Below are 20,825 nucleotides of genomic sequence, written 5' to 3' on the forward strand. Positions count from 1 at the left end.
GCATATTCAATACCCGTTCCAACGAAAGGCCCCATCCGGCGCGAGGGCCGAGTACGGGTTGAACGCAACTTCCCAGATCGTGCCATCCGGTGCCCGAAAGTACCCATGGTGCCCGCCCCAGAACACGTCCGAGGCCGGCTTCAGGATTTCGGCCCCCGCTGCCTCGGCAGCTTGCAACAGTTCGGCGACACCCTCCTTGGATCGGCAATTGTGGCTGAGCGTCATCGCGCCGCGCCCCAGGGTTTCAACGCCAACCCCGATTTCTTCGGCCAGCGCGGTCAATGAATACAGACCCAGCGTCTGGCCGATCAGGTCAAAAACGATCACCCCGTCCGGGCTGTCGGTGCGACGCCAGCCCAGCGCCTCGTAAAAGCGGGCTGCGGCTTCGGGATCTTCGGCCCCGATTGTGATCAGGCTGACGCGTTGCTCCATCACTCTACCCCCAAACCGTTCAGCCATTGCAGAATACCCGCCACCGTCGCATCGGTCTGCCCCGGCGACATCAGCCGTCCGGCAATAACATGCGATTGCGGGTCGTCACCCGGCCCCATGGTTACGGTCTGAACGGTCGCAGGTGCCCGCCAGTCTTCTGCAACTTTGTGCGTCAGGTCGGGCCGAACCACCTGGTCGTCATCCGAGAACCAGAACAGAGCCGGCACCAGTGCACCCGAAAAATCCAGCGCGTCGACGGTATCCACCAGAACAGACATCGGAACCACCGCCTCCCACGGATAAGAGGACGACCAGTACAGGTTCTTTTCCGGATCAGGGCCCGACACGTCGCGGGTTTCCCCCATCAGCAACGGCAGCCAGCTGCGCGCCCAAGGCAGTGATGGTATCCAGGATCCGGCCGCCTGCACCCCGAAATTGGGCGAGATGAACACCATCCCGACCACGTCCTTGCTCAGCTCGGGGTCCAGCGCCGCGGCTGCCGCCAGGGTTCCCCCGGTCGAGGTCGAGATCACGATGACCTTGTCGCCCACCGCGCGGGCGGCGGCTAGACCTTCGGCCATGTCCTGCATCCAGCCCGAGGCCGTCCCTTCGGCCATTGCCAACCCGTCGCGCCCGTGCCCCTGCAGGCGCGTATAGACAAGATTGGCCCCCAGCGCGTCGGCGATCCTGTCGGGCACCGGGCGGATTTCCTCGGACGAGGCCGAGAACCCGTGCACATAAAGCACCGAATAGGGCGCGCGACGTTCCTTGAACCCGTCCTGCCAGATCACCCGCTTTTCGACACCCGGTACGATATCGTAATAGGCGGACTCGATGCTTTCGAAATAGACTTGGACCCCCTCGCCAAACTTGCGCGGATCGAACCGCGGGTGCAGATCCACTTCTTCGCGCGGGCCGAACCAGTAGATCAGCCCGCCGACCACCACCAACGCCAGCAAGGCCCGCCCGAGAAACCGCCCCAGCCGCCGCATCAGTTTGTCCCCATCACGTCGCGAACCGCATCCTCGATCAGCCCCAGGCACGGCCCGTCCGAGAACCGGTGATCCGCATCCTTGACCAACAACAGCCGCATGTCCGGACCGCTGGCATGGTCGAGCAGCCGTACAGCGGTGTCGACCGAAACCGCCGTATCCGCCGTGCCTTGCAGAAACCGTACCGGGAACGGCAGGTTCAACGGCGACCGCAACACCAGCCGCGTCCGGCCATCCTCGATCATCCGCTTGGTGATGATGTAGGGCTCCATGTAGTCCGAAGGCAGTTCAACATGCCCGACCGTCTCCAACGCCTCTTTCTGCGCGTCTGTGAACGAGGCCCAATAGCCGTCCTCGGTGAAATCCGGCGCCGCCGCGATGGTGACCATGCCGGCGATCCGCTCGGGCATGGCCTTGGCCAGCAACAGCGCCTGCCACCCGCCCATGGACGAGCCCACCACGATCAGCGGCCCCTCGGTCAGTTCAGACACCGCCGCAACCGTGTCTTCGTGCCAATCCCCGATGCAGCCTTCCTCGAACCGGCCGGAGCTTTCACCATGCCCGGAATAGTCGAACCGCAAGTAGGCCTGCCCACGTGCCCGCGCCCAGTCCTCCAGATGCACCGCCTTGGTGCCCTCCATATCCGACTTCAAGCCGCCCAGAAAAACGACCGTAGGCCCTGTCCCTTCGCTCTTATGATAGGCCAGCCGCCGCCCCTGCGGCGTTTCCAGAAATGTCGTTGCTGCCATGAAATCCTCACATGCTTTTCCAGCATCATGCACGCGCCGCGCCCAAGTGCAATTCCCGCCCCTCCGTCATCTGGAGGCAGATACCCCGCGGCACGCTAGGAGCAGAGCCCTCTGCCCGCCAACGCTTGACACGGACACCACCAACTGCCAAACGGACCCGACACCATAACCCGCAACCGGGCGTTCAGTGGGCGCCAAACCGACGAGGAGAGCCAGACCATGGCCTTGGATTCAAAATCCGTCTCTCTTACCTTCCCCGATGGCAATTCCCGATCCTACGCGGCAGGCGTTACGCCGGCCGAGGTCGCGGCCGACATCTCCACCTCGCTGGCGAAAAAGGCCATCTCGGCCACCGTCAACGGCCAGCACTGGGATCTGCAGTGGCCCATCGAACAGGATGCCGAAATCGCTCTCCATACGATGAAGGACGAGGCCCAGGCCAACGAACTGATCCGCCACGACTTTGCCCACGTGATGGCCCGCGCGGTCCAGGAAATCTGGCCCGACACCAAGGTCACCATCGGCCCGGTCATCGAAAACGGCTGGTATTACGACTTTGACCGCGCAGAGCCGTTCACGCCCGAAGATCTCGGCCTCATCGAAAAAAAGATGAAAGAGATCATCAACAAGCGCGATCCCGTCACCACCGAGATCTGGGACCGCGAGCGTGCCATCGCGTTCTACAAGGCCAACAACGAGCCCTACAAGGTCGAGCTGATCGAGGCGATCCCGGGTGACGAGCCGGTGCGCATGTATTGGCACGGCCACTGGCAGGACCTGTGCCGCGGGCCGCACCTGCAGCATACCGGCCAACTGCCCGGCGATGCATTCAAGCTGATGTCGATCGCCGGCGCCTACTGGCGCGGCGACAGCAACCGCCCGATGCTGCAGCGTATCTATGGCGTCGCGTTCACCGGCAAGGAAAAGCTCAAGGCGCACCTGCACATGCTGGAAGAGGCCGCCAAGCGCGACCACCGCAAGCTGGGCCGCGAGATGGACCTGTTCCACATGCAGGAAGAGGCCCCTGGCCAGATATTCTGGCACCCCAACGGCTGGACCATCTACACCCAGCTTCAAGATTATATGCGGCGTGCCCAGCACCGCGGCGGCTATGTCGAGGTCAACACCCCGCAGGTGGTCGACCGCAAGCTGTGGGAACGTTCGGGCCACTGGGACAAGTACCAGGAAAACATGTTCATCGTCGAAGTTGACGAGGAACACGCCCGCGAAAAGGCCGTGAACGCGCTCAAGCCGATGAACTGTCCCTGCCACGTGGAAATCTTCAAGCAGGGCCTGAAATCCTATCGCGACCTGCCGCTGCGCATGGCCGAGTTCGGATCCTGCGCGCGCTACGAACCCTCGGGCGCGCTGCATGGCATCATGCGGGTCCGCGGCTTTGCCCAGGACGACGCGCATATCTTCTCGACCGAGGACCAGATCGGCGACGAATGTGCCCGCTTCATCGGGTTTCTGACCGATGTCTACAAGGATCTGGGCTTTGACAGTTTCAAGGTCAAATTCTCGGACCGCCCCGAACAGCGCGCCGGCTCGGACGAGGTCTGGGACAAGGCCGAAGAGGCCCTGCTGACCGCCACCCGCGCAGCGGGGGTCGAGCCGGAACTGAACCCCGGCGAAGGTGCTTTCTATGGGCCGAAACTGGAATTCGTCCTGACCGACGCGATCGGACGTGACTGGCAATGCGGCACCTTCCAGGTGGATTTCGTCCTGCCCGAACGGCTGGACGCCACCTATATCGGCGCCGATGGTGCCAAACACCGTCCGGTGATGCTGCACCGCGCCTGCCTGGGATCGTTCGAACGGTTCATCGGCATCCTGATCGAAGAACACGCCGGCAAACTTCCTTTCTGGCTGGCGCCGCGCCAGGTCGTCGTGGCCTCGATCACCTCCGAGGCCGATGACTATGTTCTGGAAGTGGTCGAAACGCTCAAGGCTGCCGGTGTCCGGGCCGAGGCTGACATCCGCAACGAGAAGATCAACTACAAGGTCCGCGAACATTCGGTCGGCAAGGTGCCGGTGATCCTGGCCGTCGGCCACCGCGAGGTCGAAGAGCGCACCGTCAGTGTCCGCCGCCTGGGCGAGAAGCAGACCCAGGTCCAGCCGCTTGACGCTGTAACAAAAGAGCTGTCGCACGCAGCAACGCCCCCCGATCTTCTGTAACAATCGGCACAGTCTTGCCGCCAATCCGGCCCCCAGCACGGGGCCGGATTGAAACATTTCTGGATTTCCTAATTTATTACAGTGTGTTAACCTGCAAGAGGCATTAACGCTCCCTGACACAGCCGTGAGACACGGGCTCGTGAATTCAACAGAGCAGTGTCAGCCGTTACCTTTGTCACTGTCACAAGCAGACATACGCAATCACGAAAAGGATTACCTGAGATGTCGAACACCGCCAAAACCCTCGTAATCGCAAGCGCCGTTGCCGCAGCCGTTGCGGGCTCTGCAACCACCGCCGCCGCTCAGGCCAAAGAAAAATGCTATGGCGTATCGCTGGCAGGCCAGAACGACTGCGCCGCCGGACCGGGCACCACATGTGCCGGCACCTCGACCGTGGACTACCAAGGCAACGCCTGGACGTTGGTCGATGCGGGCACCTGCGCCGACATCGAACTGCCTAAATCCGCGGATGGAACGCCCCGCAAAGGCTCGCTCGAGCCGCTGGAACGCGATCTGCCGGCATAAGGCACGGGAAGGAATGTCAGGGGCGGGCTAAACCAAACAGCCCGCCCTGTTTCTTGCTGAGAAGGATCACGCGATGTTGGATGACGCCCGCAGAATGCAACGGCTGCCCGCCGCGCCCGGGGTCGGCTACAAGCCGCAGCACTATGCCGAGATCCTTGACCAGCCCGACCCCGTCGGTTGGCTGGAAATCCATGCCGAAAACTACATGGGCGACGGCGGCCGACCGCTGGCGCAGCTGCGTCACCTGTCCGAACGGTTTCCCATCTCGGTGCACGGCGTGGGCCTGTCCATCGGCGGCGAAGGCCCGCTGGACGCCGAGCACCTGGGCCGCCTGAAGCATCTTGTCGGCTGGCTGAACCCGGCCAGCTTTTCGGAGCATCTGGCATGGTCCACCCATGACAGCCAGTTCCTGAACGATCTGCTGCCCCTGCCCTATACCGACGCCACACTGGTCCGCATCTGCGATCATATCGATCAGGTACAGCAGACGGTGGGCCGGCAGATGCTGCTGGAGAACCCTTCCAGCTATCTCACTTTTGCCGAAAGCACGTGGTCTGAACCCGACTTCTTGCGCGAGGTCGCGCGCCGCACCGGCTGCGGCCTGCTGCTGGACGTCAACAACGTCTTCGTCTCGGCCACCAATCTGAATTACAGTCCGCAGGCCTATATCGACGCCTACCCTCTGGACAAGGTTGGCGAGATCCACCTTGGCGGCCATGACGAGGATCAGGACGACCACGGCCAACCCCTGCTGATCGACAGCCACGGCCGCGCCGTCGTCGATCCGGTCTGGGCGTTGCTGGATTATGTGCTCGACCAGTCAGGCCCCAAACCCGTGCTGATCGAATGGGACAATGACGTTCCCGACTGGCCCACCTTGCGCGCCGAGGCCGAGCGCGCGCAATCCGCGCTGGACCGGATCCCGGCATGAGCGTTTCGCAATCAGAATTCCGGGCGGCTCTGCTGGACCCGGCAGCCCCCGTGCCCGAGGGGCTGCTGGACGACCAGGCCCGCCCCGCCGGGCGCCGTTTCAGCGTCTACCGCAACAACGTGGCCGTGTCGCTGACCGAAGCCATGCACCAGGCATTTCCGGTCATCACCAAGCTGCTGGGTCCGCAGAACATGGACGGTCTGGCCGGAATCTATCTGCGCCAGCACCCGCCGACCTCTCCGCTGATGATGTTTTACGGCGAGAATTTCCCCGAGTTCCTCGCCGACACCGGGCAGCTGGCGCATCTTGGCTATCTGCCCGACGTGGCACTGCTGGAGTTGGCATTGCGCCGGTCCTACCACGCCGCCGACAGCCAACCGATCGCGCCCGACGCGCTGGCCGCCCTGCCGCCCGAAGACCTTATGCAGGCCCGGCTGGGCTTTGCCCCGGCCATGCAGCTGGTCCGGTCTGACTGGCCCATCCACGCCATCTGGCGGTTCAACACCGAAGACGGCGCGCCCAAGCCCCAGCCCGGTGCCCAGGACGTGATGATCACGCGCCCCGAATTCGACCCGTCGCCGCACTTGCTGCCCCCCGGCGGGTTTGACTGGATCACCGCCATGCAAGCCGGCCAGACCATTGGTCAGGCCTTCGAGGCAACCACCGCCCGGACGCCCGCGTTCGACCTGGGAACCACCCTAGCACTGCTGTTGCAGGGCAGTGCAATTACTTCAGTGACTATCGAAAGGCCGGAAACATGACTGCCCTGATCTCTATGCATAATTCCGCACTTGGAAAGCTGGACCACGCCTCGAACTGGCTGACACCGACCGTGGCGCGGCTGACTTTCATAGCGGTTCTTCTGGTCTATTACTGGAACTCGGCCATGACCAAGCTGGGCAGCGGCTTTTTCGGGTTCCTGTTCCCCTCGGATGGGGCCTATGTCCAGATCTTCCCCAAGGCCATGGAGGCCGTCGGCTACGACAGCTCGCAGCTAGGGTTCTTTACCTGGCCCGTTGCCGTCGCCGGAACCTGGGCCGAGTTCATCCTGCCTGCGTTGCTGCTGGTGGGGCTGCTGACCCGCCTTGCCGCCCTGGGCATGATCGGGTTCGTCTGGGTCCAGACCTTCACCGATGTCACCGGGCACGGGGTCAAACTGGGTGGTCTGTTCGACAACACCATCACTCTGATGGATCAGCGGGTCATGTGGACCTTCCTGTTCGTGGTGATCGTGATCAACGGCGCGGGCCCACTCTCGCTCGACCGGGTCCTGCGCCTGAAATGATCTAGAAATGCGCTTTGGGTTCGTCCGGCTTGCCCGCGGCGATCCCAAGCAGCCCGGCGACGCCGGCGAAGGCAATCGGGAACATGGTGAACACGCCGAAGCCAAAGGCATAGTACATCCCCGCCGCGGAAATCAGCAACAACACACCGGCCAACAGAGCACGCGCATGCGCCATGGCCCCCCCGGCAATCGCCAGCAACGGCGCCAGAAGCGATGCTGTCTTGATAAGCTGGGGGTTTTCCACCTGCTCTGCCAACCCCTCGATCTCGCCGTAACGATCCACAAGCTCGACAAACCCGTACCCAAAAAAACCGACGATCATTCCGACCAGACCGGCAATGACACCCAATATCATGGCTGCGTTTCGCATGAATTATTCCTGATTGTTGCGCCGGTTCAGATAGTCACCCGATCAAGCAATGCCAAGGGCTGCGCGGGTTTGCGGGGTCCAGCCCAGGAACAAGTGACCGTCACGTTTGATCAGCGGACGCTTCATCAGGGCAGGATGATCCGCCAGCAGTTCCAGCGGTGGTCGCGAGCGTTGATCGTCGTCCAATCCACGCCAGGTTGTCGAGCGGGTGTTGAGCAAGGCTTCGCCGAACTGGTCAAACGCTTTGGCCAGCACCTCCGAAGGAACACCCGCACCTCGGACATCAATGAATTCGGCATCAGGCAGTGATTTCAATGCCTTACGGCAGGTATCGCAGGTCTTCAGGCCAAAAAGGCGCATGATGTATCTACTCCGGTCGTTGCAGCAATTTCGGGCAAAACGAATAGGTTAACCCAGTATTCCTTGATTTTTTACTTCACCGTGCAATGTTGAAAAAGGCGAAACACACAATTTACGCCGTCTCGTTCGTTCGGAACTGCGTGGGTTTGTGGTCGCTTTGACTATGCCCTGCCGATTTGCTGGGTGACGCGCAAGGAGAAGGAGACACGGGAAATGCCAACCGGCACCGTGAAGTGGTTCAATACGACCAAAGGCTATGGTTTTATTGCCCCCGATGAAGGGGGTAAGGATGTGTTTGTGCATATCTCGGCCGTAGAACGATCCGGCCTGACCGGACTCGCCGACAATCAGAAAGTCTCGTACGAGTTGCAGGACGGACGTGACGGCCGCCAAATGGCGGCTGATTTGAAGCCATTGTAAAAGGGCCCGCCAACTGGCGGGTGCGACGAAACAAGGTCAACGGCCAATTGACAGGCCGTTGTCCACCCTCTTCCCGGATAGTCTAACCTCGCGTCGGGTCGGCCTCGATGCGGCTTGTCCAGTTGTTGCCCATGGCCACAATGCAGGACGTCCCGGTCGCATAGGTTACGACAAGGGTCCAGTCGCCGCGACGGCTGGTCCACACTTCCATGATCTGCTCGGGTCCGCGAACACCAGAGGCGGTCTGCTGCGCGCCGAATTGGTGGCGCAGTTTGTCATGCATCCGCGCCGTGGGCTCACAGATCACCTCAGCGATTGGCGACTTTGCGTAGGCCGGCTGGCACAGCAACAAAGCGATCGCCGCAGTTCTAAACATCAAGCTGAACGTCATGCCCAAAGTGTAACAGGATCATGACAATCCGAACAGGTGGCGATCAGCCTTCGCGGATCACCGCTTCGAACTCGCGCCATTCGCGCGCGGTCATGCCCGAGTTTTCCTGCGTCACCTGCTCGCCCTTCAGCATCCGACGCAGCGCTTCGACCATCTGCGCCGACAGGTTGACCGCACCCAGCCGATAGTCCTCGAACGCCTTGTACGCGAACGGTACCCAGTCGGCCACGATCTTGCACATGGTTTCGGCATAGACGCGGATCTCGTATTGCGCATGCGAATCTGCCCGCAGGCGCAGGAAGTGGAACAGATTGTGCAGGTCCACCTTCCAATACCACTGCGTGTAGATGTTTGCCGGCAGGTTCATCCGCGCCAGTTCGCGCGCCAGCCCCTGCTGGCCATCCTGGCCGATCATCGCTTCGTAATTGTCGTAGCAGCGGGCGCTGTCGGCCTTGAGAATGTCCAGCACGCGCGCAGCCTCTTCGCCCTGCAGCGCCTCGCCCCGCCCCTGATTGTTGATCGCTGATTGCGCAGCCAATTGATCCGGCGCGGGAATGTAGAATTCCCGGTCAAGGATCGAATAACGGGCCGAGTATTCGTTCACGTTCGCCGTGCGGTGGCGGATCCACTGACGAGCCACGAAGACCGGCAGTTTCACGTGCAGTTTCACTTCGCACATCTCGAACGGGGTCGAGTGCCAGTGGCGCATCAGATAGCGGATCAACCCCTCGTCATTCTGTACGGACTTCGTACCTTTGCCATAGGACACGCGGGCCGCCTGGCAGATCGCAGCATCATCGCCCATATAGTCGATGACCCGCACGAATCCGTGGTCCAGAACAGGATGCGCAGTGTAGAGGTGCTGTTCCATACCCGGAGCTACAACTCGGCGGGTCGCCTGCGTTTGTGCGCGTTGCTCTTCGATCTCGGCCAGTTGTTCGGCGGACAGCGGCATGGACATACCTCGTTTTTGAAATGAGTCGCCGACCACTATATATCGGCAACATCAGCACTGAAACCGCCATATGTGTGCTGCGTCGCGCATTTTTCGGTTTCTCTGCGACCGCCCCCTCGACACGCCCCTGCAGCGCGCTAAGCTGCACACAATCATCAACACCGAAAGGATCGCCGAGATGGGGCTGAGATACCTCCACACCATGGTGCGCGTGAAGGATTTGGAAAAATCCATGGCCTTCTACAAGCTGCTGGGACTCCAGGAAACCCGCCGCTACGACAGCGAGGAAGGGCGGTTTTCGCTGATCTTCATGGCCCCTCCGGGTCAGGAGGACAGGCCGATCGAGCTGACATGGAACTGGGATGGCGATGAGGGTTTGCCAAGCGACAGCCGCCATTTCGGCCACCTGGCCTATGGGGTCGACAACATTTACGAGACCTGTCAGCACCTTGCCGACAATGGTGTCGTCATCAACCGCCCTCCGCGCGATGGGCGCATGGCGTTCGTGCGCTCGCCTGACAACATTTCGGTTGAACTGCTGCAGAATGGCGATGCCCTGCCCCCGGCCGAACCTTGGGCCAGCATGGAAAGCACCGGCCACTGGTGATCCGCTGGCTGACAGGATTGGGGCTGGCCGTTCTGGCCAGCTCTGCTGAGGCCCAAAACTGCCGGCTGGCCTTGGCGCTTGCCTTGGACATCTCCGTTTCGGTCGACGCCAAAGAAGACGCCCTGCAGCGGCAGGGCCTGGCTTCAGCCTTGATCGCTCCGGAAGTCCGGAAAGCGTTCTTTTCCTCGCCGCTGCCCGTAGCCCTGACGGTTTATGAGTGGAGCGGTCGCGACGCCCAGTACATCGTCCTTCCCTGGCGCCTGATCGAAACCGAGGCTGATCTGCTTGTTGCGGCGACACAGGTGAGCAGGTCCCAAAGATCTGACAGCGGCTCGGCCACCGCCATGGGATATGCCCTGGCTTTCGGGGCCTCGCTGATGGAGCAGGCTCCGCAATGCCTGTTTCAAACGATTGACCTGTCCGGGGACGGCTCGAACAATGACGGCTACGGTCCGCAGATCGCCTATCGCCACTTTCCCTTCGACCGCATAACCGTGAATGGGTTGGTCATAAATGCGGCGGATTTCGAAGGGGAGCTGTTCCTCATCCCGTTTTTTGAGAACAACGTCTTGCATGGGCCAAACGCCTTTTTGGAAATCGCGCAAGGGTTCGAAGACTTTGAGCGCGCCATGCGACGCAAGCTGGAACGGGAATTGACCAGCCTTCAGGTCGGCGCGTTGGGGCGCAACGCAAAATGATTACCCGTGCGCTGGCTCTGTGTTGTTTGGCCTTGGGCAGCCCGGCCGCTGCTCAATGCCGGCAAGCCCTGGCGCTTGGGTTGGATGTTTCAGGCTCAGTCGACAGCAACGAATACCGACTTCAATTGGACGGCTTGGCCGCTGCATTGCAACGGCCGGAGGTGGAACGGCTGATCCTGTCGAATCCCGAAGCCCCCATTCGGATCGCCGTTTTCGAATGGAGCGAAGCAGGTTTCCAGCGGCTGTTGGTCGGCTGGACCGACATTCGGTCCCCGACCGATTTGTCCGGGATTGCGCAACGTCTGCAATCCACGCGTCGGTCATCGGCACCTCAGGGCACAGCGGTGGGGTCTGCCATGCAGTACGGGGCTGATTTGTTGGATGCCCAAGCCGCCTGCTGGAAGCGAACGCTGGACCTCTCAGGAGATGGCAAGCACAATGTCGGCCTCCATCCCAGAGAAGCTAAAGCCCAACTGCAGGCAACCGGCATCACGATCAATGGGCTTGTGATCGGAGCCGATGATCCCAGCACCGGGGACAAGCGGTATGTGCAAATCGGAGAGTTGTCGGCCTATTACAACGCTTGGGTCATTCTGGGGCCCGGGGCCTTCGTCGAAACCGCTTTGGGATTTGAAGCCTACGAAGACGCGATGACACGCAAGCTGATCAGAGAGCTGGATTCGCTTACCCTGTCCCAAGTTTTGCCATTGAACGGCGAAAGTCAGTAGATGTACCGGATCTGATCCGTCCAATACCGTTCAACCCGGCGCAAAGCGCTGGTAATCTCTTCGATCCCTTCGATGCCAAGGACACCTTTGGCCTGTAGCCCTTCGGCGTGCCGCGAGAAGAGATCGGCCACGATGTCACGGATTTCCCGCCCCCGAGGTGTCAGACGCACCCGCACCGAACGTCGGTCAATCTCGCATCTCTGGTGATGCATGAACCCCATCTCGACCAGTTTCTTGAGGTTGTAACTGACATTGCTGCCTTGATAATAGCCGCGGCTTTTGAGTTCACCGGCAGTCACCTCGTGGTCACCGATGTTGAACAGCAGCAGCGCCTGCACCGCGTTGATTTCCAGAACGCCGACCCGCTCGAACTCGTCCTTTATGACGTCCAGAAGCAACCGATGCAGACGTTCAACCAATGCCAGCGCCTCAAGATAGCTGGACATGAACCCTTTGGTTCCGGGTGCGGAGACCTGCAATTCCAAACTCATCCGATCCTCCGATTCAATCGCGCCGTTCAGGAAACTTTGACGCGAAATCCCGAAGAATCTGTTAAGTCTGTTTTGCCATTATTTTTGAAATACTTGCGAGATATCGAAGATCATGCTCGCGTAGTGTTCAGGGGCGGCGACCTGCCCGGTTACCCATTGGTAGAGGTCCTGATCGTTTTCGTGCAACAAAGCTTCGTACAGGTCCAATTCGGTCGCAGACATCCGCTCAAGCCGCTGGTCGGCATAGGCAGACAGAATTATGTCCATTTCCTTGATGCCGCGCCGCATCGACCGCATCTTCAGCCGCTTGATCCGGATGTCGTTCATTCGCCTTTCTCCAGCTTCAGCCGCAGCGTTTTCTCGACCCGCGCAAGGCGCTCGGAACTGGCGCGCATCTCACCTCGGATGGCGCGCAACTCCGCGACCAGCGGTGCCAGCTCCATATCCGCGGCTTCCGCGATATCCGGAGCATCCATGCCCTCGCCTTCACCGGTTAGCAGCCACATGATCGACACGTTCAACATACCTGCCATCATCGACAGCTTGTTGGCGCGCGGTTCTGACAGGTCATTCTCCCAGGCCACCACAGTGGACTTCTTGACACCCAGCCGGCGGGCCAGTTGGGTCTGGGTCATACCGGCGGCTTCGCGCGCGCCGGCCACGCGGTCTCCGAATGTCGCGGCCTCGGGTCCGAACCAGTCGGTTTCGTCGCTCATCAAACTCTCCAGTTCTTCAAAAGCATATCGCTTGATCGTGTTTCGGCGGCACCCTATGACAGTCCTGAGCAACATACAAACCGGGGCCCGCCATGAGCTTTCTGTCTGCGACACTGTCGCGCGTCAAACCTTCGCCGACCATTGCCATGACGGCCAAAGCCGCCGAGTTGAAGGCCGCCGGACGGGACGTCATCGGCCTCAGCGCAGGTGAGCCCGATTTCGACACGCCGCAGAACATCAAGGACGCAGCCGTTGCCGCAATCGCCGCCGGTAAAACGAAATACACCGCGCCTGACGGCATTCCCGAGCTGAAACAGGCCGCTTGCGCCAAGATGAAACGTGACCACGGGCTGGACTATACGCCCGCACAGATCTCGGTCGGAACAGGTGGCAAGCAGACGCTGTACAATGCGCTGATGGCGACGATGAACCCGGGCGACGAAGTGATCATTCCCGCCCCCTACTGGGTCAGCTATCCGGACATGGTGCTGCTTGCGGGCGGTTCGCCTGTCGTGGTTGAGACCACACTGGAAAACAGCTTCAAGCTGACCCCAGACCAGCTGGAAGCCGCAATCACGCCAAACACCAAATGGTTCATCTTCAACTCGCCGTCGAACCCGACCGGCGCCGGGTACAGCCGCGCCGAACTCAAGGCTCTGACCGATGTTCTGATGCGGCATCCTCATGTCTGGATCATGTCGGACGACATGTATGAACACCTGGCCTATGACGGGTTTGAGTTCTGCACGCCAGCCGAAGTCGAACCCGGGCTGTATGATCGCACGCTCACGTGCAACGGTGTCTCCAAGGCCTATGCCATGACCGGCTGGCGTATCGGCTATGCCGCAGGCCCTGTCGAGCTGATCGCGGCCATGCGCAAGATCCAGTCGCAATCCACGTCGAACCCTTGCTCGATCAGCCAGTGGGCCGCGGTCGAGGCCCTGAACGGCACCCAAGACTTCCTTGCCCCGAACAATGAAACTTTCAAACGCCGACGCGATCTTGTGGTCGGGATGCTGAACCAGATTGACGGCATCACCTGCCCCACTCCCGAGGGCGCATTCTACGTCTATCCGTCCATTGCCGGGTTGATCGGCAAGACCACGCCGGCCGGCACGGTCATCGACACCGACGAGGCCTTCGCGACTGCCCTATTGGAGGAAGCCGACGTAGCCGTAGTGTTTGGAGCGGCGTTCGGCCTCAGCCCCAATTTCCGCGTCAGCTACGCGACTTCAGACGAAGCCTTGACCGAGGCCTGCACCCGCATCCAGCGGTTCTGCGCGTCCCTGAGCTAAGACCGAGGTTCAACATGTCCGCAGCACTGCCCGAATATTACTTTCGCGTCCGCGAGAACGGCGCGGTCGTGTTCAAGATCGACACGGAGAACCGGCAGCGCCGGATCGAAATGGACCAGATCGCGGTGATCAACATCCGCAACGGCGAGGTCAAGCCGCATGGTCAGGGTACCCTGACCGAAGCGGACAAAACCGAAATCGCCCGTTGGATGGACGAACGCAAAGCCCTGCTTGCGCGGCGCGACGTCGACGACATCCACCGCACGATCGATCACCTGAACCTGACCACGCAATGGGCCCAGTCCAAGGCGACCGATACCCAATTGGAAGACATCACGGACCGGTTGCTGCTGGCGATGCACGACTTGCGCACGGTACTGGTGCGCAAGAAGGCCGACCGGCTGGAGAAGGGTTGAGCCTGGCGGTTGTCGCTACGCGGCGGGCGCACCTACCACGCGGACGGATCGCAGCCAGAACCGTCCCATCAGCATGACCGCCGCGCAGGCAAGGCCCAGAACAAGGCCAAGCCAGACTCCGATCCCGGCCATGCCTTGCACGAAACCAAAGTAGTAGGATGCGGGGATCCCCACGACCCAATAGCTGAGGCCTGCCATAACCATGGGCACCTTGGCGTCTTGCAACCCGCGCAGAAGGCCCAGAGCGATTACCTGCGCGCCGTCCACCAGCTGGAACAGGGCCGCCATGGCCAGCAGACCGGTCCCGATGGCCAGAATCTGGGGACGCTGCGGGTCGTCCGGTTCGACAAATACCGAGATGAGCGGCTCGGCGCAGGTCAGGAACAGGATGATTGTCAGCACGGACACCACAAGGGACATGCCCGTGACCGCAATTGCGCCTTTCTCAAGATGCGGTCGATCCTTGCGACCCAGCGCGTTGCCGGCCCGGATCGTTGCTGCATTCGACAGGCCCAGATGCACCATGAAAGTGGCCGAGGCCAGGTTCAGCGCAATCCCGTGCGCCGCCAGCGGCACCTGCCCGATCCAACCCATCATGAAGGCGGACATGGCGAACAGAGACACTTCGGCCAACAAGGTCAGACCGATGGGCACACCCAGCTTCAGGACGCTCAGCAACATTTCCCAATCCGGGCGCCAGAACCGCTGGAACAGGTTATGCTCCGGCAGGACTTTCACCGCGTAAATGATCACCGCCACCAGCGACACGGTCTGCGTGACGACCGACGCAATCGCGGCCCCCATCACGCCCAGTTCCGGCGCGCCCCAGTTGCCGAAGATCAGCGCATAATTCGTAAGTCCGTTGACCACTGCCGCAGCGACGGTAATCCACAGCACGATCTGCGTACGCTCCAGAGCGGCCAGATAGGATTTTAGAACCATCACCACCAGCGCCGGAAACAGGCCCCAGCCCGCGACCCGCAGATACTCGGACGCGGTTTGCGCCACTTGCGGATCCTGATCCGTGGCGATCAGAATCGGGTAGGACCACCACAGCAGCGGCATGATCAGCATGCCATACAGCAGCGACAGCCACAGACCCATTCGGGTGCTGCGCCGAATGCTGGTTTCATCCTCCTCGGCGGCCGCGGTCGCGACCATCGGCATGACGGCTAGGCCAAATCCGCCTCCGAAAAGAAACAGAACAAAGTAAAAGCTGCTGGCCAGCGTCACCGCGGCCAGTGCCTCGACGCCATACCAGCCCAGCATGATCGTATCCGTCAGGCCAATGGCGAATTGCGCCAGATGACCACCGATCAACGGCAGCCCCAGCACAGCAATGGCCCGGAAATGGGCGGGATATGTCATGACCTTTCTCATCCCGCCAGCCATATGCGCGGCCCCGAGCCGGGGCAAGGGGAGATCTCTGAAATTTCACTTCGAGACCTCGATGACGCCCGTCGGGCCAATCAGGTGACGCGCGCCTCGGGATGTATCGCCGTACCAAGGATGTGATCCGACCGGTGGACCACATGATGTGCCTGCCCCACGATCAATGGATCGGGCTGGCCCACGATGTCGTGATCCTTGTCCGGATAATCCAGCGTCGACAGGAAATGCCGCATGCAGTTCAGCCGGGCGCGTTTCTTGTCGTTCGACTTGACGATGGTCCAAGGCGCGTCGGCGGTGTCGGTATAGAAGAACATCGCCTCTTTCGCCTCGGTGTAGTCGTCCCATTTGTCCAAGCTGGCTTTGTCGATGGGCGACAGTTTCCATTGCTTCAGCGGGTCCGTCTCGCGGCTTTTGAAACGGCGCAGCTGCTCATCCCGCGTCACCGAGAACCAGTATTTATAAAGCTGGATTCCCGACCGAACCATCATGCGCTCCAACTCGGGCGTCTGGCGCATGAACTCGAGGTATTCGTTCGGGGTGCAGAACCCCATCACCCGCTCGACCCCGGCCCTGTTGTACCAGGACCGGTCATAGAACACCATTTCGCCGACAGTGGGCAATTCCTGGATATAGCGCTGGTAATACCATTGGCCCTTCTCCTCCCAGGTCGGTTTGTTCAGCGCCACCACCCGGGCCTGACGCGGGTTCAGATGCTCCATGAACCGCTTGATGGTGCCGCCCTTGCCGGCGGCGTCGCGACCCTCGAACAGCAGCACGAACTTCTGCCCGGTCTCCTGCGCCCACAATTGCACCTTCAACAATTCGGCCTGCAACTGGGCTTTCTGCTTTTCATAAGCCGCCCGCGATAGTTTCGAGCGATACGGATACTCCCCGCTTTCAAAGGCCTGCCGGATCTTTTCGCGAGTGGGCGCTTCGGTGTCCGCGTTCGGTTTGGCCATGACGGCCACGGGGGCTGCGTTCGTCTTTTTTTGGGTCACTGCGTCCATATGCTCTCTCCTTTGTCACTGTCCGCCGAAACGCCTAGCAAATTTGCATCTTTTCCGCGTTGATCCGTATCAAGTTGACTTCGGCGACGGCTCCGAAAACTCTGCAGGTGTGAACTCAGTCAGGGGCATCCGGCATGGACAGCGAATTCTTCGACCTCAACGGCCACCCTTTCTTCGTCCGCCGCTGGGGCGATCCCAACCTGCCTACGCTTTTGATGTTGCACGGTTTCCCGGAGTATGGCGGCGCGTGGTCCGACCTGGCCCCGCACCTTTCGGACCGCTTTCACTGCATCGCGCCGGACCAGCGTGGCTATGGTCAAAGCTGGGCGCCCGAGGGTATTTCGAACTATGCGCTGTCCAAGCTGGTGTCGGACATGGCTGCGCTGATCGAGCAGTTCGGCGACCCCGTCACTGTGCTGGGACATGATTGGGGCGCCTCGGTGGCTTACGGTCTTGCCATGTTCCACCCCAAGTTGGTCAGCCGCCTGGTCATCGCCAACGGTGTTCACCCTGTCCCGTTCCAGCGCGAATTGGCGGCAGCGGGCAAACAATCTGAGGCCTCGCAATACATCAACCGCCTGCGCGCGCCTGATGCAGCCGAATTTCTTTCGGCCGACAACTTCGCCAAGCTCGAACAATTCTTTCGGCATGGCATGGGGTTGGACTGGATGAGCGACGCGCGCATGGGCGACTATCGCACCGAATGGGCCCGCCCCGGACGGCTCGACGCCATGCTGAACTGGTACCGGGCCTCACCCCTCGTGGTGGCTGAGCCGGGCGCGCCCTGCACGGACCTGCCGGAACTGCCCGTTGACAGATTGACAGTCTTCTGCCCGCATTTGCTTCTGTGGGGGCCGCGGGACAAAGCCTTGCTTCCCGAATGCACCGATGGGCTGGAGGAGTTCGCACCCAACCTGACCCGCAAGCAGATCGACGGTACAGACCATTGGCTGCATCACCAGAAACCTCAGGCGGTGGCCGACGCTATTCTCGATTGGGTTCAGGACAACTGAGCCAACTCTTCGCCCGACGCCGAAGGACGCAAGAGGCAGCGCCCTTCACCGATGGCCCCAGTCATCCGGATTGTCCGAATTGTTCGGAGACAACCCCAGAATGTCGCCCTTGGTCGAACAGCCAAGCCCCAGAACGGTGCGGTTGGCGTAGGAGAAATAGGCGCAGACCTGATTGATCTCCAGGATCTCACCATCGTCCCAGCCAACAGATCGCAACGCGTCAATATCCGCCGCCACCAGGTCGGCCGGGTTCTCGGTCAGTTTTCGGGCGTATTCCATCGCCGCCACCTGTGCGGGGTCCAACGGCGCCGTCTCGGGTGTTTCCGCCTCGATCGCCGCGCGGATGGCCATACCGCGCTGCTCGTCGCCCAAGAGTCGCTGCAACCCGCTGAAATGATGCTCGACACAATAGCCGCAGCGATTCAGCGAGCTGACCCAGACCCCGAGCAGTTCCAGAAACCACTTGGGAACCGAGTTTCCCGAATGGTGCAGCACGTTCTTGTAGAGCGCCATGTGACCTTCCATCGAATGTGGACGCAGGGAATGCACCATCATGATGTTGTCCACATTGTTCCCAGGCCCCGTGACCCGGTCATACAGCGTCTTCAACCGACCGCGGGCCTCGTCGAATGGTATCGTCTTAATCCAGCTCATCACCTGCTCCTCCACGATTTCCGCAACTCAGCGGGAAAACTACCCGTTTTGCAACCCGCCACCGCCCGCAAGTTTGATACAACACCTCGCGTCCCTCTTCCCCCGACCCACATCACCTGCCATAATGGGCCAAACCCAAAAACAAGAGCAGCACCCATGCCCGACGACCTGTTGACGCCCGAATCCGCCACCACCTACGACGCCTCCTCGATCGAGGTCCTCGAAGGTCTGGAGCCCGTGCGCAAACGCCCCGGCATGTATATCGGCGGCACCGACGAACGGGCACTGCACCACATGGTGGCCGAAATCCTCGACAATTCGATGGACGAGGCCGTTGCCGGCCATGCCAACCGTATCGAGGTGGAACTGCACGACGATTACGCCCTGACTGTGCGCGACAACGGCCGCGGTATTCCGATCGACCCGCACCCGAAATTCCCCGATAAATCCGCGCTCGAGGTGATCCTGTGCACCCTGCACGCGGGCGGCAAGTTCTCGGGCAAGGCCTACCAGACCTCGGGCGGTCTGCACGGCGTGGGCGCCTCGGTTGTCAACGCCCTGTCGGATTCGATGGTCGTACAGGTGGCCCGCAATAAGGAGCTGTACGAACAGCGCTTTTCGCGCGGCATCCCACTGGGTCCGGTCGAAAAGGTGGGCTCGGCTCCCAATCGGCGCGGCACCACCGTCACCTTCCACGCCGACCCCGAAATCTTCGGCCACCACAGGTTCAAACCCGCCCGCCTGTTCAAATCGATCCGCTCCAAGGCCTACCTGTTCTCGGGCGTTGAAATCCGCTGGAAAACCGCAATCGACGACGGCGAGACGCCCACCGAGGCTACCTTCCACTTCCCCGGCGGCCTGTCGGACTACCTCAAGGAGACGATGAACGGCTCCTCGACCTATTCCGAACAGCCCTTCGCCGGAACCGTTGATTTCAAAGAGAAATTCGGCACCCCCGGCAAGGTGGAATGGGCGATCAACTGGACGCCGTCGCGCGATGGCTTCATCCAGTCCTACTGCAACACCGTTCCGACGCCCGAGGGCGGCACCCACGTGGCGGGCTTCTGGGCCGCGATCCTCAAGGGCATCAAGGCCTACGGTGAACTGATCAACAACAAGAAGGCCGCCCAGATCACCCGCGATGACCTGATCACCGGCGGCTGCGCGCTGGTCTCGTGCTTCATCCGTGAACCCGAATTCGTCGGCCAGACCAAGGACCGCCTCGCCACGGTCGAGGCGCAGCGGCTGGTCGAAAATTCGGTCCGCGACCATTTCGACAACTGGCTGGCCGCCGACACCAAATCCGCCGGCGCCATTCTGGATTTCCTCATCCTGCGGGCCGAGGAACGCCTGCGCCGACGGGCCGAGAAGGAAACACAACGCAAGTCCGCCACTAAGAAACTCCGTCTTCCCGGCAAGTTGGTGGACTGTAGTAGTTCAACACGCGACGGCACCGAATTATTCATCGTCGAGGGCGACTCGGCTGGCGGCTCGGCCAAGATGGCCCGCGACCGCAAGACACAGGCCCTGCTGCCCCTGCGCGGCAAGATCCTGAACGTACTGGGCGCGGCCAGCTCGAAACTGGGCACCAACGCCGAGATCAACGACCTGACGCAGGCCCTTGGCGTCGGGCTGGGCACCAAGTTCAACATCGACGACTTGCGCTATGACAAGGTCATTATCATGACCGACGCCGACGTGGACGGCGCGCATATCGCATCGCTGCTGATGACCTTCTTCTTCACCCAGATGCGCCCGATGATCGACGCGGGCCACCTGTACCTGGCCTGCCCGCCCCTCTACCGCCTGACCCAAGGCGCCAAGCGCGTCTATTGCCTGGACGAGGCCGAGCGCGACGAATGGCTGGAGAAAGGTCTGGGCGGCAAAGGCAAAATCGACGTCAGCCGCTTCAAGGGTCTGGGCGAGATGGACGCCAAGGACCTGAAAGAAACCACGATGGACCCCAAGTCGCGGAAATTGATCCGCGTCACCATCGACGAGGACGAACCCGGCGAGACCGGCGACCTGGTCGAGCGTCTGATGGGCAAGAAACCCGAACTGCGGTTCCAATACATTCAGGAGAACGCCCGGTTCGTGGAGGAGTTGGATGTTTGAGTTCCAACGTGCTCGCGCTCACCAGCGAATTACATAACTATTTCTAAGCGCAGGGAGTTTTTCGTCGATTAGGATACCGGTTTAAAAGCACCTGTGGATACAAAG

26 protein-coding genes are annotated in these 20,825 nt (G+C 61.1%); 13 read left to right on the plus strand and 13 right to left on the minus strand.

What is annotated here, in order from left to right; genetic code table 11:
* Nucleotides 1-6: 6 nt before the first annotated feature.
* From ACR0IR_RS08780 to ACR0IR_RS08790, 3 genes are read right to left on the minus strand one after another with little or no spacing between them, the layout of a single operon-like run.
* Nucleotides 7-432, minus strand: a complete 426-nt coding sequence (locus ACR0IR_RS08780; protein ID WP_170363102.1) for a VOC family protein — start codon at nt 430-432, stop codon at nt 7-9.
* The gene (locus tag ACR0IR_RS08785) at nt 432-1,424 is read right to left on the minus strand and encodes an alpha/beta hydrolase (protein WP_170363101.1); all 993 of its coding nucleotides are present in this window, start codon (nt 1,422-1,424) and stop codon (nt 432-434) included. The genes ACR0IR_RS08780 and ACR0IR_RS08785 overlap by 1 nt, the downstream gene beginning before the upstream one ends.
* On the minus strand, nt 1,424-2,173 hold the full coding sequence (locus ACR0IR_RS08790) for an alpha/beta fold hydrolase (RefSeq protein ID WP_170363100.1): 750 nt from the start codon (nt 2,171-2,173) through the stop codon (nt 1,424-1,426). The genes ACR0IR_RS08785 and ACR0IR_RS08790 overlap by 1 nt, the downstream gene beginning before the upstream one ends.
* Nucleotides 2,174-2,392: 219 nt before the next feature.
* Here ACR0IR_RS08790 and thrS point away from each other — a divergent pair, with 219 nt between their 5' ends.
* From thrS to ACR0IR_RS08815, 5 genes are all read left to right on the plus strand, one after another.
* A complete protein-coding gene (gene thrS / locus ACR0IR_RS08795; RefSeq protein WP_170363099.1) occupies nt 2,393-4,351 on the plus strand; it encodes a threonine--tRNA ligase in 1,959 nt (652 codons plus the stop codon).
* Between the two features lie 222 nt (nt 4,352-4,573).
* Nucleotides 4,574-4,876: a BufA1 family periplasmic bufferin-type metallophore gene (locus ACR0IR_RS08800; RefSeq protein ID WP_005982123.1), complete on the plus strand. Its 303-nt coding sequence runs from the start codon at nt 4,574-4,576 to the stop codon at nt 4,874-4,876.
* Between the two features lie 73 nt (nt 4,877-4,949).
* Nucleotides 4,950-5,807: an MNIO family bufferin maturase gene (bufB, locus tag ACR0IR_RS08805; RefSeq protein ID WP_170363098.1), complete on the plus strand. Its 858-nt coding sequence runs from the start codon at nt 4,950-4,952 to the stop codon at nt 5,805-5,807.
* Nucleotides 5,804-6,568, plus strand: coding sequence for an HvfC/BufC N-terminal domain-containing protein (locus ACR0IR_RS08810; RefSeq protein WP_170363097.1), 765 nt, complete (start codon nt 5,804-5,806; stop codon nt 6,566-6,568). Before bufB ends, ACR0IR_RS08810 begins: the two co-directional genes overlap by 4 nt.
* Complete coding sequence (locus tag ACR0IR_RS08815) at nt 6,565-7,092, plus strand: DoxX family membrane protein (RefSeq protein WP_170358500.1); 528 nt, start codon at nt 6,565-6,567, stop codon at nt 7,090-7,092. Before ACR0IR_RS08810 ends, ACR0IR_RS08815 begins: the two co-directional genes overlap by 4 nt.
* 1 nt (nt 7,093) lies before the next feature.
* On the opposite strand, the gene ACR0IR_RS08820 is transcribed toward ACR0IR_RS08815, so the two are convergent.
* Both ACR0IR_RS08820 and ACR0IR_RS08825 read right to left on the minus strand, forming a co-directional pair.
* A complete protein-coding gene (locus ACR0IR_RS08820; RefSeq protein ID WP_170338267.1) occupies nt 7,094-7,462 on the minus strand; it encodes a hypothetical protein in 369 nt (122 codons plus the stop codon).
* A 42-nt stretch (nt 7,463-7,504) separates the two neighbouring features.
* A complete protein-coding gene (locus ACR0IR_RS08825; protein WP_170363096.1) occupies nt 7,505-7,822 on the minus strand; it encodes an ArsC/Spx/MgsR family protein in 318 nt (105 codons plus the stop codon).
* Between the two features lie 213 nt (nt 7,823-8,035).
* Between ACR0IR_RS08825 and ACR0IR_RS08830 the strand changes: the two genes are divergently transcribed.
* A complete protein-coding gene (locus ACR0IR_RS08830) occupies nt 8,036-8,242 on the plus strand; it encodes a cold-shock protein (RefSeq protein ID WP_008758035.1) in 207 nt (68 codons plus the stop codon).
* An 82-nt stretch (nt 8,243-8,324) separates the two neighbouring features.
* Here the strand turns inward: ACR0IR_RS08830 and ACR0IR_RS08835 are convergent, their stop codons facing one another.
* Together ACR0IR_RS08835 and thyX are read right to left on the minus strand one after the other, a co-directional pair.
* The gene (locus tag ACR0IR_RS08835; RefSeq protein WP_170363853.1) at nt 8,325-8,618 is read right to left on the minus strand and encodes a hypothetical protein; all 294 of its coding nucleotides are present in this window, start codon (nt 8,616-8,618) and stop codon (nt 8,325-8,327) included.
* Nucleotides 8,619-8,676: 58 nt separating this feature from the next.
* On the minus strand, nt 8,677-9,588 hold the full coding sequence (gene thyX / locus ACR0IR_RS08840; RefSeq protein ID WP_170363095.1) for an FAD-dependent thymidylate synthase: 912 nt from the start codon (nt 9,586-9,588) through the stop codon (nt 8,677-8,679).
* A 178-nt stretch (nt 9,589-9,766) separates the two neighbouring features.
* Between thyX and ACR0IR_RS08845 the strand changes: the two genes are divergently transcribed.
* The 3 genes from ACR0IR_RS08845 to ACR0IR_RS08855 are packed head-to-tail and all read left to right on the plus strand — an operon-like array spanning nt 9,767 to nt 11,621.
* The gene (locus ACR0IR_RS08845; protein ID WP_170337804.1) at nt 9,767-10,195 is read left to right on the plus strand and encodes a VOC family protein; all 429 of its coding nucleotides are present in this window, start codon (nt 9,767-9,769) and stop codon (nt 10,193-10,195) included.
* Nucleotides 10,192-10,893, plus strand: a complete 702-nt coding sequence (locus ACR0IR_RS08850) for a DUF1194 domain-containing protein (protein WP_170363094.1) — start codon at nt 10,192-10,194, stop codon at nt 10,891-10,893. Before ACR0IR_RS08845 ends, ACR0IR_RS08850 begins: the two co-directional genes overlap by 4 nt.
* Nucleotides 10,890-11,621 carry a DUF1194 domain-containing protein gene (locus tag ACR0IR_RS08855; protein ID WP_170363093.1) on the plus strand — a complete coding sequence of 244 codons (732 nt, stop codon included), beginning with the start codon at nt 10,890-10,892 and terminating at the stop codon, nt 11,619-11,621. Before ACR0IR_RS08850 ends, ACR0IR_RS08855 begins: the two co-directional genes overlap by 4 nt.
* Here ACR0IR_RS08855 and ACR0IR_RS08860 read toward each other — a convergent pair.
* From ACR0IR_RS08860 to ACR0IR_RS08870, 3 genes are all read right to left on the minus strand, one after another.
* On the minus strand, nt 11,615-12,112 hold the full coding sequence (locus ACR0IR_RS08860; RefSeq protein WP_170363092.1) for a MarR family winged helix-turn-helix transcriptional regulator: 498 nt from the start codon (nt 12,110-12,112) through the stop codon (nt 11,615-11,617). The two genes, ACR0IR_RS08855 and ACR0IR_RS08860, sit on opposite strands and share 7 nt — an antisense overlap.
* 78 nt (nt 12,113-12,190) lie before the next feature.
* Nucleotides 12,191-12,439 carry a succinate dehydrogenase assembly factor 2 gene (locus ACR0IR_RS08865; protein WP_170338258.1) on the minus strand — a complete coding sequence of 83 codons (249 nt, stop codon included), beginning with the start codon at nt 12,437-12,439 and terminating at the stop codon, nt 12,191-12,193.
* Nucleotides 12,436-12,828 (minus strand): helix-turn-helix domain-containing protein, encoded by a 393-nt coding sequence (locus tag ACR0IR_RS08870; protein ID WP_170363091.1) that lies wholly within the window; start codon nt 12,826-12,828, stop codon nt 12,436-12,438. The genes ACR0IR_RS08865 and ACR0IR_RS08870 overlap by 4 nt, the downstream gene beginning before the upstream one ends.
* 92 nt (nt 12,829-12,920) lie before the next feature.
* On the opposite strand from ACR0IR_RS08870, the gene ACR0IR_RS08875 reads away from it, so the two are divergent.
* Together ACR0IR_RS08875 and ACR0IR_RS08880 are read left to right on the plus strand one after the other, a co-directional pair.
* Nucleotides 12,921-14,123, plus strand: a complete 1,203-nt coding sequence (locus ACR0IR_RS08875; RefSeq protein ID WP_170363090.1) for a pyridoxal phosphate-dependent aminotransferase — start codon at nt 12,921-12,923, stop codon at nt 14,121-14,123.
* A gap of 14 nt (nt 14,124-14,137) precedes the next feature.
* Nucleotides 14,138-14,539 (plus strand): hypothetical protein, encoded by a 402-nt coding sequence (locus ACR0IR_RS08880; RefSeq protein WP_093962573.1) that lies wholly within the window; start codon nt 14,138-14,140, stop codon nt 14,537-14,539.
* A gap of 15 nt (nt 14,540-14,554) precedes the next feature.
* Here ACR0IR_RS08880 and ACR0IR_RS08885 read toward each other — a convergent pair whose 3' ends face one another.
* Nucleotides 14,555-15,907, minus strand: coding sequence for an MATE family efflux transporter (locus tag ACR0IR_RS08885; RefSeq protein ID WP_170358487.1), 1,353 nt, complete (start codon nt 15,905-15,907; stop codon nt 14,555-14,557).
* A gap of 101 nt (nt 15,908-16,008) precedes the next feature.
* Entirely contained in the window at nt 16,009-16,938 is a 930-nt protein-coding gene (gene ppk2 / locus ACR0IR_RS08890) for a polyphosphate kinase 2 (RefSeq protein ID WP_170363089.1), read from the minus strand.
* A 134-nt stretch (nt 16,939-17,072) separates the two neighbouring features.
* On the opposite strand from ppk2, the gene ACR0IR_RS08895 reads away from it, so the two are divergent.
* Nucleotides 17,073-17,951, plus strand: coding sequence for an alpha/beta fold hydrolase (locus ACR0IR_RS08895; protein ID WP_170363088.1), 879 nt, complete (start codon nt 17,073-17,075; stop codon nt 17,949-17,951).
* Between the two features lie 45 nt (nt 17,952-17,996).
* Here ACR0IR_RS08895 and ACR0IR_RS08900 read toward each other — a convergent pair whose 3' ends face one another.
* Complete coding sequence (locus ACR0IR_RS08900) at nt 17,997-18,605, minus strand: carboxymuconolactone decarboxylase family protein (protein WP_170363087.1); 609 nt, start codon at nt 18,603-18,605, stop codon at nt 17,997-17,999.
* A 156-nt stretch (nt 18,606-18,761) separates the two neighbouring features.
* On the opposite strand from ACR0IR_RS08900, the gene parE reads away from it, so the two are divergent.
* A complete protein-coding gene (parE, locus tag ACR0IR_RS08905) occupies nt 18,762-20,720 on the plus strand; it encodes a DNA topoisomerase IV subunit B (protein WP_170363086.1) in 1,959 nt (652 codons plus the stop codon).
* Nucleotides 20,721-20,825: the final 105 nt, after the last annotated feature.

Source organism: Ruegeria sp. CF2, assembly GCF_056537385.1.

Excerpts from the sequence above, each read along its gene's own strand:
- ACR0IR_RS08780 (WP_170363102.1), bottom strand. The coding sequence starts at position 432 with ATGGAGCAACGCGTCAGCCTGATCACAATCGGGGCCGAAGATCCCGAA.
- ACR0IR_RS08785 (WP_170363101.1), bottom strand. The coding sequence starts at position 1,424 with ATGCGGCGGCTGGGGCGGTTTCTCGGGCGGGCCTTGCTGGCGTTGGTG.
- ACR0IR_RS08790 (WP_170363100.1), bottom strand. The coding sequence starts at position 2,173 with ATGGCAGCAACGACATTTCTGGAAACGCCGCAGGGGCGGCGGCTGGCC.
- thrS (WP_170363099.1), top strand. The coding sequence starts at position 2,393 with ATGGCCTTGGATTCAAAATCCGTCTCTCTTACCTTCCCCGATGGCAAT.
- ACR0IR_RS08800 (WP_005982123.1), top strand. The coding sequence starts at position 4,574 with ATGTCGAACACCGCCAAAACCCTCGTAATCGCAAGCGCCGTTGCCGCA.
- bufB (WP_170363098.1), top strand. The coding sequence starts at position 4,950 with ATGTTGGATGACGCCCGCAGAATGCAACGGCTGCCCGCCGCGCCCGGG.
- ACR0IR_RS08810 (WP_170363097.1), top strand. The coding sequence starts at position 5,804 with ATGAGCGTTTCGCAATCAGAATTCCGGGCGGCTCTGCTGGACCCGGCA.
- ACR0IR_RS08815 (WP_170358500.1), top strand. The coding sequence starts at position 6,565 with ATGACTGCCCTGATCTCTATGCATAATTCCGCACTTGGAAAGCTGGAC.
- ACR0IR_RS08820 (WP_170338267.1), bottom strand. The coding sequence starts at position 7,462 with ATGCGAAACGCAGCCATGATATTGGGTGTCATTGCCGGTCTGGTCGGA.
- ACR0IR_RS08825 (WP_170363096.1), bottom strand. The coding sequence starts at position 7,822 with ATGCGCCTTTTTGGCCTGAAGACCTGCGATACCTGCCGTAAGGCATTG.
- ACR0IR_RS08830 (WP_008758035.1), top strand. The coding sequence starts at position 8,036 with ATGCCAACCGGCACCGTGAAGTGGTTCAATACGACCAAAGGCTATGGT.
- ACR0IR_RS08835 (WP_170363853.1), bottom strand. The coding sequence starts at position 8,618 with ATGTTTAGAACTGCGGCGATCGCTTTGTTGCTGTGCCAGCCGGCCTAC.
- thyX (WP_170363095.1), bottom strand. The coding sequence starts at position 9,588 with ATGCCGCTGTCCGCCGAACAACTGGCCGAGATCGAAGAGCAACGCGCA.
- ACR0IR_RS08845 (WP_170337804.1), top strand. The coding sequence starts at position 9,767 with ATGGGGCTGAGATACCTCCACACCATGGTGCGCGTGAAGGATTTGGAA.
- ACR0IR_RS08855 (WP_170363093.1), top strand. The coding sequence starts at position 10,890 with ATGATTACCCGTGCGCTGGCTCTGTGTTGTTTGGCCTTGGGCAGCCCG.
- ACR0IR_RS08860 (WP_170363092.1), bottom strand. The coding sequence starts at position 12,112 with ATGAGTTTGGAATTGCAGGTCTCCGCACCCGGAACCAAAGGGTTCATG.
- ACR0IR_RS08865 (WP_170338258.1), bottom strand. The coding sequence starts at position 12,439 with ATGAACGACATCCGGATCAAGCGGCTGAAGATGCGGTCGATGCGGCGC.
- ACR0IR_RS08870 (WP_170363091.1), bottom strand. The coding sequence starts at position 12,828 with ATGAGCGACGAAACCGACTGGTTCGGACCCGAGGCCGCGACATTCGGA.
- ACR0IR_RS08875 (WP_170363090.1), top strand. The coding sequence starts at position 12,921 with ATGAGCTTTCTGTCTGCGACACTGTCGCGCGTCAAACCTTCGCCGACC.
- ACR0IR_RS08880 (WP_093962573.1), top strand. The coding sequence starts at position 14,138 with ATGTCCGCAGCACTGCCCGAATATTACTTTCGCGTCCGCGAGAACGGC.
- ACR0IR_RS08885 (WP_170358487.1), bottom strand. The coding sequence starts at position 15,907 with ATGACATATCCCGCCCATTTCCGGGCCATTGCTGTGCTGGGGCTGCCG.
- ppk2 (WP_170363089.1), bottom strand. The coding sequence starts at position 16,938 with ATGGACGCAGTGACCCAAAAAAAGACGAACGCAGCCCCCGTGGCCGTC.
- ACR0IR_RS08895 (WP_170363088.1), top strand. The coding sequence starts at position 17,073 with ATGGACAGCGAATTCTTCGACCTCAACGGCCACCCTTTCTTCGTCCGC.
- ACR0IR_RS08900 (WP_170363087.1), bottom strand. The coding sequence starts at position 18,605 with ATGAGCTGGATTAAGACGATACCATTCGACGAGGCCCGCGGTCGGTTG.
- parE (WP_170363086.1), top strand. The coding sequence starts at position 18,762 with ATGCCCGACGACCTGTTGACGCCCGAATCCGCCACCACCTACGACGCC.